9 protein-coding genes and 2 pseudogenes are annotated in these 9,810 nt (G+C 43.9%); 7 read left to right on the forward strand and 4 right to left on the reverse strand.

The features are described from left to right. A pseudogene (locus tag QTN95_RS19065) lies at nucleotides 1–138 on the forward strand (IS4 family transposase); the annotation flags it as partial. A 44-nt stretch (nucleotides 139–182) separates the two neighbouring features. On the opposite strand, the gene QTN95_RS19070 reads toward QTN95_RS19065, so the two are convergent. Together QTN95_RS19070 and QTN95_RS19075 are read right to left on the reverse strand one after the other, a co-directional pair. Continuing rightward, entirely contained in the window at nucleotides 183–1,154 is a 972-nt protein-coding gene (locus QTN95_RS19070) for a ParB/RepB/Spo0J family partition protein (RefSeq protein WP_138973061.1), read from the reverse strand. A 7-nt stretch (nucleotides 1,155–1,161) separates the two neighbouring features. Then, nucleotides 1,162–2,379, reverse strand: a complete 1,218-nt coding sequence (locus QTN95_RS19075; RefSeq protein WP_331418604.1) for a ParA family protein — start codon at nucleotides 2,377–2,379, stop codon at nucleotides 1,162–1,164. Between the two features lie 1,238 nt (nucleotides 2,380–3,617). Here QTN95_RS19075 and QTN95_RS19080 point away from each other — a divergent pair. Beyond that, a complete protein-coding gene (locus QTN95_RS19080) occupies nucleotides 3,618–5,588 on the forward strand; it encodes a replication initiator protein RctB domain-containing protein (protein ID WP_331418606.1) in 1,971 nt (656 codons plus the stop codon). Nucleotides 5,589–5,883: 295 nt separating this feature from the next. Here the strand turns inward: QTN95_RS19080 and QTN95_RS19085 are convergent, their stop codons facing one another. Then, nucleotides 5,884–6,357, reverse strand: coding sequence for a transcriptional regulator (locus QTN95_RS19085; RefSeq protein ID WP_331418607.1), 474 nt, complete (start codon nucleotides 6,355–6,357; stop codon nucleotides 5,884–5,886). 391 nt (nucleotides 6,358–6,748) lie between these two features. Here QTN95_RS19085 and QTN95_RS19090 point away from each other — a divergent pair, with 391 nt between their 5' ends. From QTN95_RS19090 to QTN95_RS19100, 3 genes are all read left to right on the forward strand, one after another. Beyond that, entirely contained in the window at nucleotides 6,749–6,946 is a 198-nt protein-coding gene (locus QTN95_RS19090) for a PA3496 family putative envelope integrity protein (RefSeq protein WP_331418608.1), read from the forward strand. 166 nt (nucleotides 6,947–7,112) lie between these two features. Beyond that, a complete protein-coding gene (locus QTN95_RS19095) occupies nucleotides 7,113–7,322 on the forward strand; it encodes a DUF3283 family protein (protein WP_138973066.1) in 210 nt (69 codons plus the stop codon). Nucleotides 7,323–7,415: 93 nt separating this feature from the next. Next, nucleotides 7,416–8,132, forward strand: coding sequence for a YebC/PmpR family DNA-binding transcriptional regulator (locus QTN95_RS19100; RefSeq protein ID WP_138973067.1), 717 nt, complete (start codon nucleotides 7,416–7,418; stop codon nucleotides 8,130–8,132). Nucleotides 8,133–8,173: 41 nt separating this feature from the next. On the opposite strand, the gene QTN95_RS19105 is transcribed toward QTN95_RS19100, so the two are convergent. Beyond that, nucleotides 8,174–8,410, reverse strand: a complete 237-nt coding sequence (locus tag QTN95_RS19105; protein WP_331418609.1) for a DUF2798 domain-containing protein — start codon at nucleotides 8,408–8,410, stop codon at nucleotides 8,174–8,176. A gap of 83 nt (nucleotides 8,411–8,493) precedes the next feature. Here QTN95_RS19105 and QTN95_RS19110 point away from each other — a divergent pair, with 83 nt between their 5' ends. Then, nucleotides 8,494–9,399, forward strand: a complete 906-nt coding sequence (locus tag QTN95_RS19110; protein WP_331418610.1) for a LysR family transcriptional regulator — start codon at nucleotides 8,494–8,496, stop codon at nucleotides 9,397–9,399. Nucleotides 9,400–9,517: 118 nt separating this feature from the next. Next, nucleotides 9,518–9,675: pseudogene (locus QTN95_RS19115) on the forward strand (SDR family oxidoreductase); the annotation flags it as partial. Nucleotides 9,676–9,810: the final 135 nt, after the last annotated feature.

Genomic DNA, 9,810 nt, shown 5'->3' on the forward strand with positions numbered 1-9,810 from the left:
TCGATCCCTAAAAAGTTAAGGGCGATGCGAGAGCGAGTGAAGCGCTACATTCTGCCAGAGCGAAAAAAACGGCCCAAATCAAGGACCGTTCGTATGAATAAGACTCGCTATCCAGTTCGTTCCAAACACGTTAAGTGATAGGAGTTAGCCCAGAGGCGGCTTTATTTGACCAAACATTGTCATCAATTCAGTTTGCTTGCAACAAGATCCAGAATCTCTTTCATCAACGCGTCATCAACTTTCTTTAAGTTGAGCGTTAAGTTGCTGCCTTTACGACTGTAACTTGCACGACCTTTTACTAGATCGGTTTTACTTACCGCCGATTTCTTACTTGGCGCAAGCTCTTCAATCCAAGCTTCAATGGTTTCAGTCACCTCTTTGGTAATACGAGCCACACCTTGAGACTGACTTCTCTGCCATACAAAACCGTCCTTAGAACGACACTTGTCTAGCAGCTTACTCTGTTGGCTCTGCTCCAAACCATTAAATTGCTTGTGCAGTTTCACGATAGTCGGACGACCAAGTTCGGCAACGTTAGGGTAAGCTTGCAGCAATTCTAACGGCAAATCGGCAGCCTTAAGAGCACCACTGACCAACGCTTCACTGCACTGGAACATTTTTGCCAGTGCTTTCTGATCGTCTGCTTCACCTTTTTCCAGTTTAGCGAGCATCTCCTTGCCTTTTTCATACAAGGAAAGTGGCTTGTGCGCGTTCGCAACGTCAGACAGGAACTTAGCATGCTCGGTACTGATGTTTTCGCCAACGTAAATAAGGAACTCTTGCCCAGCTAAGATACAGGACATGCGACGACGACTACCATCGAGCACTTCGATTTTTCCGTCTTCGCGCTTGCGTCCAACAGCAGGATATTGCTGGCCACGTTCTTTAAGTGTGACTAATACATCAGATAGCGCGTGTTCATTTAAGAACGCTTGCTCGCGCGCGTTTTCTGCGAAAACAACGGTCTTCTCGCTCACCTGCTCTGCCGGGATACGAACTAACTCAAACTCGACCTTCTCTTCACCCGCAACCGACAACTCAATGATTTGAGCTTTCTCTTTCGCCGCTTGCTGCGCTTCTTGTGGAGTCGTCACATGGCGCTTATTCGCTTTACCAAATAATCTCGCGTTTAAATCTGAAGTCTTAATTGCCATTTTCTACTTACCCCTGATTTAATGATGACCAATGACCATGAAGCACACGCTCCAGTTCTAATGCACTCTTCTGAACCGCATCTTGCGCAGTCGCTAGTGTCTTCTTACCGCCTTCAAAATCACTGGTTGTGAGATCGAAAACTGTGCTGTAGGTATCAGCACACGTTTCAAATGCGCGGCTACGCGGAATCGTTGCCATCATCACCTGATCACCAAGTAAATAGTTCATCTCGGTAAGAACTGCGACTTGCTTCTTGTTGTCATCTTCGAACATGGTCGGCATCAGACGAACAAATTCTAGCCCCTGCCAATCTTCTGGGAACATTTCATAAACGGTCGGTAAATGCTGGAAAAAGTTAACTGTCGATGCCCAGTCTAGTCGTTTCGCAGCACATGGGATCAATAGAGCATTCGACGCGTACATCGCATTCCATACTAATGGATCCACATGTGGCCCGGTATCAATCATGATCACATCAAAGTCGTCGGCAATTTTATCAATCAACTTTTCTTTCAGCAGCCTAACAATATCCAGTGATTGATTTTGTGATAGGTGCTGCCACGCTTCCGCGTTAAACATTGCATCTTCAGGGAACGCCGAAACCGTTTTTAAGTTAGGATACTGAGTCGGCAACAACACGTTTTTGTGTAAGAACTCATTGTCGACTTCTACCCCCTCAGGCACGTTATCAAGCATGATATCGACAGCTGAGTAAATGTTGTCATGATCAGTCAGGCTAATCTGCGGATTTAAAAACAGACGTAGTGAACCCTGTGGATCTAAGTCGATAAGACAAATGCGGTAACGCTTGTCTAAGTTAAGCGCCAAGCAAGCAGCAAGATGAACCGCAGTCATCGACTTACCGGTACCACCCTTCTGGTTCTGAACATTAATGATCCACGGTTTATTTTCGTTATTTTTCTTACGTTCATGAAACTTCGGGATTCCCGCCGCATCCATCAACATATGTGCTTCTTGCAAAGAAATAGAGTAATGGTTGGCGTTGTTCTTAGTGAATTGGTGACCAGACTCTTCCAACTTGCTGATAGCATCATCAAGCTTACGGCGAGTTAAACCCGAGCGAGTTTCCATCAATGCTTTTGACATTGGTGGGAAATGCTCATCGCTACGCTCTTCCAACACAATTTCTATACGATCAGCTTGAACCTGAGCGGTTTTCTCAGCGAGCTGTATGAGATTCTCAATCGTATGTTCTCGTTTCATTTGCCAAATTCCGTTATTAGTGACTGAAAATTATTGTACAGCATTTGCAACAATAAACAATAAAAAGGTGAACGTGCAATTATAGATGCGAATCACATTAAATAGAAATATGACATTCTATTTAATGCCAATCAGCAAAAATAGGTCAATTTGTTGTCAATTTTTGTCTCTAAGACATCACAAACCAACACAGATTAAAAGTGTTACAGCATCACTTATTTACAATGTAAAAATGTAGGCACTAAAACACAGATGATATTCACTCGGAACGATTAAGATCGCTGTCTAATTTACGGTAGGTGCAATTTTGACTTTCAAAGTGATAACAAACGAGAAACTTTCATTAGGCAAGGGCGACAGATATATGGAGCTAACCATTCGCTAGACGAGTTCCGTTTCGGAACCATGATCAAGGAATATCTGGTGATCATGCTTTCAGGATAATTTCCCTATCTAGGAACAATGATCAAGGCGTTGAGTAGCTAAAAGCATGATCGACATTTTTGATAAACGATTGATCTAATATCGGAACAATGATCAAGTAGTAGGAGTCTTCGGAAGCATGTAAATTTGTCACCAATTTACGGACAAATGCAGATGGACTAAGACTTGGGCTAATATAATGAGGTGAAAATCGCAATATTGACCGACAACTCAATAATTGGACGAACTCGCCTTCATTTCATGATCATGCTTTCGCAACCCTATTTACTCATAACCCAATGTGGATAAGATAGTAAACATGAAGCTCGACTTTCAAGATTGGCGTTAAAGTGTTCAATTTAACGATTTCAAGATTGTTTCCTTGATCATCGTTTCGCTAAATTGGACAATTATTAGCACTCGATGAGCAGAGGCAAATGTCTTTGTTTACTTCAGCTTGTGGATAAGGTGTGCAATTATGATGATCATGCTTTCCTCATTGTATTGATCATTTATTCGATGCTGTGATGATCATCGTTCTAAGCATTTTTGATCATGCTTTCAAACACTTAATGATCATGCTTTCGTTATTTACATGATCATGCTTTCAGCCGACAAAAAAAATAGTTCTTATAACACAATCACTTACAAGCAAATTATCGCCCAGATCAATAGATCATATAATCAATTAAGATCATATTAATCAAAAAGATCAGTTATTTAAGAGCAACAAGTTTTTCTTTATTTATGATCTTTTTTTCTTTATTCTTTCGGAACTATAGCGATATTACGGCTAGTGTGATACGGATCTAATAATGAGCTCAGAAGAAAAACTACTGATCAAAGCGCCAAGAAGCCACAAAGATGGGCACCTATTTGAAGTGTCGGAAGTCGCGGTTAACTGGATTGAACAATACCAACACTTTAAAGGCGTTACGAAAAGTATCGTTGAACTTCTTAACTTAATCTCTTTACGAGGCTTTAGCAGTAAAGATGGTTTAGTCTCGACTACTGAGCTTATTGATGCCACAGACGGACAAGTCACGCGAGCCGCAATTCAGCAGCGCCTGCGTGCAGCCGTCAATATTGGCCTATTTCAACAAGTTCCAGTTCGGTTCGAAGAAGGACTAGCTGGTAAAACAATGCTGCACCGCTTTGTTAATCCAAACCAATTGATCTCTGTACTCGGCGCCACAAGTCTAGTGACTGAATCCGTCAAGCTGAGTGAAAAGCAGAAACGATCAAAAGCGTTAGCTCAAACGCAAGTCAATAAGCGCTTGCTCAATGAGCATGGTTTGAATACGCCACCAGCAATGAAAGATGAAGCGGATCAGTTTGTTGTTTCTCCCACTAACTGGGCTGGCATTATTGACCAGGCGCTAGCGCCACCACGTACGCGAAAAAGTTACCAAAAGAGCATGGTGTCGATCTCTGGTACACGTGCTGTGATCGAAACACGATCTTCTAAGAGCATCATGACCGTTGATGATCTGATGACTTTGTTTGCACTTTTCACGTTAACCGTGCAGTACCATGAGCATCATCAACATCAATACCAGCTAGATGGCACTCATGTACCGAATAAAACGCCATTGTACATTACCGATATTCTCTCACTACGTGGCAAGAAAGATAGCGGACCGGCACGCGACTCAATTCGCGATAGTATTGATCGCATCGAGTTTACCGACTTTCAGCTACATGAGCTTACAGGTCGATGGCTAAGCGAGAACATGCCAGAAGGCTTTAAGAGCGATCGTTTTAGATTTTTGGCCCGTACCATCACTGCATCGGAAGAAGCCCCTACAGAGGGCGCTGACGGCGAAATACGCATTAAACCGAACCTATACATTCTTGTCTGGGAACCGTCGTTCTACGAAGAGCTGCTTACTCGCGATTATTTTTTCTTGTTCCCGCCTGAGATTCTTAAGCAGCACACGCTGGTTTTCCAGTTGTACAGCTACTTCCGAAGCCGTATGTCACGTCGTCATTCTGACGTGATGCTATTGAGTGAGTTAAATCAAAAACTGGCGCGTAACATCGAGTGGCGTCGCTTCTCAATGGATCTGATCCGCGAACTCAAAAAACTGTCAAAAGAGAAGGGGAGTGACGAGCTATTTGTCGTCAACCTTTGGGGTTATCATCTGACGATCTCGGCGATGATCGACAACGACAAAGTCAAAGATTATCAGTTCGATATTAAATGTGATGCCGAAGAAGTGCTCCGCTACTCTCGTGCTCGAACGACGAATGCTGGCAAACGTAATATGGCGCCGACGCTGCCGAACCCACTGCGCAATGAGATGGTGTCTAAACAGCAGCTCGAAGAGATGTCGCAGATTATTGATGGCGAGTTCGAGCCTATCCAGCGCAAAGAGCGTGCACCACGAGGAAAACTTGGTCGTCGAGTGAAGCAACGCAAGCACCTGGTAGAGATCAATGCTGATGAAATTACCATTACTCTATCTAAATATACCTCATCAGAGGCTCTAGAACGCTCTATAACAGCTTTAGCGGCGATGACAGGGCATTCCCATAGCTCAATCCAAGAAGAGTGTCTGGAGCTGATTGACAAGCTTGATTTCTTACGCGTAGGTGATCAGGCCGTTCCATACGAAACGTTGAGTAAGATGGTCGAGCTCTACAACAGCCAGAGCGAGAACAAGCATTTATCCATAGAGCGATTAATTGCTGGATTGGCTGTGCGCAGAAAAGTGTGTAAGCAAGTCTTCGAAGGTCATCTGGATGAAACAGTATTTAGAGCCTTGGATGAAGTCGCCGTTTGAGCCAACGACCATCAATGAAAACACCTTGTTACACACTCGACTAACATTAAGACAAAGCTACTACATTCCTTTGACAGAGCACTGACAATGTATCTCTTCGAGTTGGATAGTATTTATCCCCGAATAGACAACCTTTTGTCCTTTCTGATGAATGAGGGACAGAATTATCCCTGATAGATTGGCTCATATTGTTACATTCATTCTGAATATTTTGCGAGTTCTCTGGACTCGCTTTTTTTTGCCTGAATTTCCACTGTGGCACCTTGATCATTGATCCGCGTTTTTTCGCTCAATCCTAATGAAACGATGATTTACCTTGATCATAGTTCCGATCTTCATTCCATTGTTGTTGTGCCATAAAGCGAACATGGTTTTCGATCAACTGGTGTGATTCTATTTGCCAGCGTCGACTTATCTGTTGTGTACAGAACTCGAGACTTACCACGACCAGATTTTGCATTCTTTTCATACACCAATCTTTAAGTTCAAGTTCACTTTGATAGTGGACGACGACTTGCTGAAACTTACTGTAAGCAAATTGTAGGTACTGATAGGCTTTATCGGGTGAACGCTCTCGTTCTTGTTGAAAAAGGCGTAAGCATCCGTCGAGCCAGCACGCGATGGCTTTACTTTGCTGCACGGAAATGAATGGTCCCCAGATTTGATCAGGAGGAGAGAGGATCAGGGATTCTAGCTGGTTACCTTGATCATGCTTTCGATTTTGATACCAGTATTCGATCTGTGTAAGCCAGTTCTCCAATGGATTCATTGCGTTTTCACCTAATCATGTGCCGTGAAATCTCTAGGTGTGATTAGTTTGGTTCATGATGAAGTCATTTGGCAAATCACCACCGAGGTCATTCGATGCGAAAACAGACGTCAACGTGCCAAAAATGGAGTGCTATTTTTGTAAGCAGTAGGAGGCGAAGGTTGGGAGCATAGGCAGTAAAAAATGAGACCGAGATCGCCCAACTTTCTTTAGGGGTAATCCTTTAAATGTACTGTGAGACTTTTGGTGGAGCAAAAACTATTTATCGAATTAACAGTAAGAATGTAGGAACTATTAGCATAATCACATTCTGAAGCTAAAATTCTTAACAAGGGGTGAGAGGTTTTGCTACAGATTAGCTGTCCCTTGCATGGTTTGTTCGGAGGTTATTATGTCCATTAATTCTATTGACCATGATGATATGAGTAAAATTGCTGACAAGTGGGACTTCACGGAAGAAGTTGAGTCACAGAAGCCTGTGAAGGGCGTTAAATCCGCAGAAGCTCGTCGTCGTATTGAAGCATTAAGAGAGATTCGAGAAAGCGGTTTAACAATCGAAGAAGCCAAAGAGCTTGGCATCTTGCACTAGTTAGAAACTCTATCTCGAATACTTAAGGGTGGCGTAGGAAAGCCACCCTTTATTTTTTTCGCTAATTTTTGAGCGATTCCTCTCGCCATAGTGCGATTCTCTCTCTACATTCGCTTTTGGTGTGGTATATTCCCCCCTCCATATTTTTACAGATTTGAGCTTTAATATGTCGATCAACCTGTCTAACCTCTCGGCTAGCGAAAAAAACAAGATAGAGCTTGATAAGCAAGCATCGTTTTTGGTTTGGAAACTCCGTGAAGCTAAAGCTGGTCCAGATGAAATCGACCAGACAGCAGCAAAGATCACTGATGACGAAGAACAAGCCTCATTTTTAGAGTCTGTAGCCAAATATAAACGAGTAATGGGTGTGGCATAATCCACTCATTTCCTCAGCAAGTGTCAGAAATTGAAAAGCTCACACGTTTTGCTAAAATCCTTCGCAATAAATTGAACTAGAGAGAACATCCCGATGGGAAGAAGTTTTGAAGTGCGCAAAGCCTCAATGGCAAAAACTGCAGGCGCAAAAATTAAAGTTTATTCCAAATACGGTAAAGAAATTTACATGTGCGCGAAAAACGGTGGCGGAGACCCAGACATGAACTTGTCTCTGAAACACCTAATCGCAAAAGCGAAGAAAGACCAAGTTCCTGCACACGTTATCGAAAAAGCGATCGATAAAGCGAATGGTGGTGGCGGTGAAGACTACGCTCCAGCGCGTTACGAAGGCTTTGGCCCTGGCGGCACTAGCGTAATCGTTGACTGTCTGACAGACAACGGCAACCGTACTTTCCAAGATGTTCGCCAATGTTTCGTTAAAACAGGTGCTAAGATCGGCGTTGAAGGTTCTGTTTCTCACATGTTTGATCACCAAGCTGTATTCCAGTTCAAAGGCGATGACGATGAAGTTATTCTTGAAACGCTAATGATGGAAGACGTAGACGTGACGGATGTTGAGCTTGAAGACGGTGTAATCACTGTATTCGCTCCTCATACAGAGTTCTTTAAGACTAAGACGGCGCTTAACAGTGCATTCCCTGATCTGACAATCGATGTCGAAGAGATCACTTTCGTTCCTCAAACTCACACTCCAGTAGCGGGTGAAGACGCTGAGAAATTCCAGAAGTTCCTTGACCTTCTAGACGATTGTGATGATGTTCAGCAGGTTTACCACAACGCTGAACTGTAATCTTTACCGTTGAAAAAACCGAGCCTTAGTGCTCGGTTTTTTTATGCCTGAGAGGTGGATGCTTGACCCGTGAGCCAACTAGAAAGTCGGCGAACTTGTGGCAGGACAGTCAGGTTGAGCGTTAACGCTACTGGCCACGCAATAATAAAACTATCGAGCCATATAGCAGGCCATTGGTGATTGAAGCCGAGTTTATACCCAGATAGTAGTCCTGACATAATGACCGCCATTGTCAGCGACGATAATAGCGCCGAAACCCAAAATTGTTTGCGATTCATAATTTATGCTCCTGTGCTTGTTGTTTTGCTGTAAATGAGGATATAACTATCCAATAGTGAAAAATATAAGCAGGTTTAGAAGTATGAATTCCATATTTGGAAATATTGATGATCTCTATCTGTTTTGCAGTGTGGTTGAGCAAGGCTCGTTACTCGGTGCTTCCAAGACTTTACACATCCCCGTCTCGACCATGTCACGCCGCTTATCCGCGCTTGAGCAGCGATTAGGGATGCGTTTACTAGAGAAGAAGGGCAGAGAACTGGTTGCGACACAAAGTGGCTTAGAAGCCTTTGAGTCGCTTCGTAGCGGTATGGAGTCGATCGAAAGTGGCTTTAGCCAGATGCTGAGTGAAACTCAAGAAGTCTCTGGCACGATTAAACTGGCCATTCCGCACAATTTCTATCGTGCTTTTGTTGGCGAAGTCGTCGAACAGTTTTTGGTGGATTATCCTAAGGTGATGTTAGATCTGGTGCTCAGTCAGGAACAGGCCGTCCCCCAAACGGATCGCGATCTCCTCATCACTTTCGATTTAGCGGATATGGATGACATGATCGCTAGGCCTTTGTTTACTGCTCATCATGGCTTTTTCGCTAGTCCAGAATATTTGGCGAAAGTAGGGCGAGTGGAAAGCCTCAGTCAGTTAAACCAACTGAATTGGGTCAGTGTTGATCATGTCGTAGATATATCCGTCTACCAGCAGCAGAGTTTGGTCGATGTTCTTCACATCAAGCCCAAGCTGATCGTCAATGACATACTTGCGGTATGCGGTGCAGTTGAAAAAGGGTTAGGTGTTGCCTCGCTGCCGTTTCGACATGTCCACGAGGGAATGAATATGGTGCGAGTGTTACCTCAATACCAGCGCAGCGCTAGGCAAGCGTACTTGGTCTATAAACAGCGACGTTATCAGCTCAAGGTATTGAGTTTGTTAGTGGAAAGATTGATCGCTGGTGTCGATAATATGCAATCGCGAGCGCATTTTACACTGTAAACTACCCTGCGTAAGTCGGGAGAGAAGGACATTAGATGGATAGGATTGTCATCGCTACAGGGGATCGCTTGAACTGGCGCAGCAAGGTATTTGGTTTTATAGAGTAAGGCTAGGTTAAATGTACACGGATGGCAGTGGATCAGATCGCGTGACTGTCTTGCTGCTAACCTTCCTGTTAAACGTGGCGGTACGCCTGAGGAGGTGGCGCAGGCTATTGCAGGGTTGCTTTCTGACCAAGCTTGGTATGTCACGGGGAGATGTATTGCCTGCCGTTAATATTAACCACAGGTGGTTTCCAATGAACCTCAGCGTCAATGGTCCCTCCTGCTTCAACGCCTGCAAATACATCCACTTTTGCGCCTGCTTGTGCAGCAGCAACTGGGGACCTCACTCCTGTATCCGCAACTACCC

Source organism: Vibrio sp. M260112 (genome assembly GCF_036533775.1).
In the GTDB taxonomy this organism is placed as follows: domain Bacteria; phylum Pseudomonadota; class Gammaproteobacteria; order Enterobacterales; family Vibrionaceae; genus Vibrio.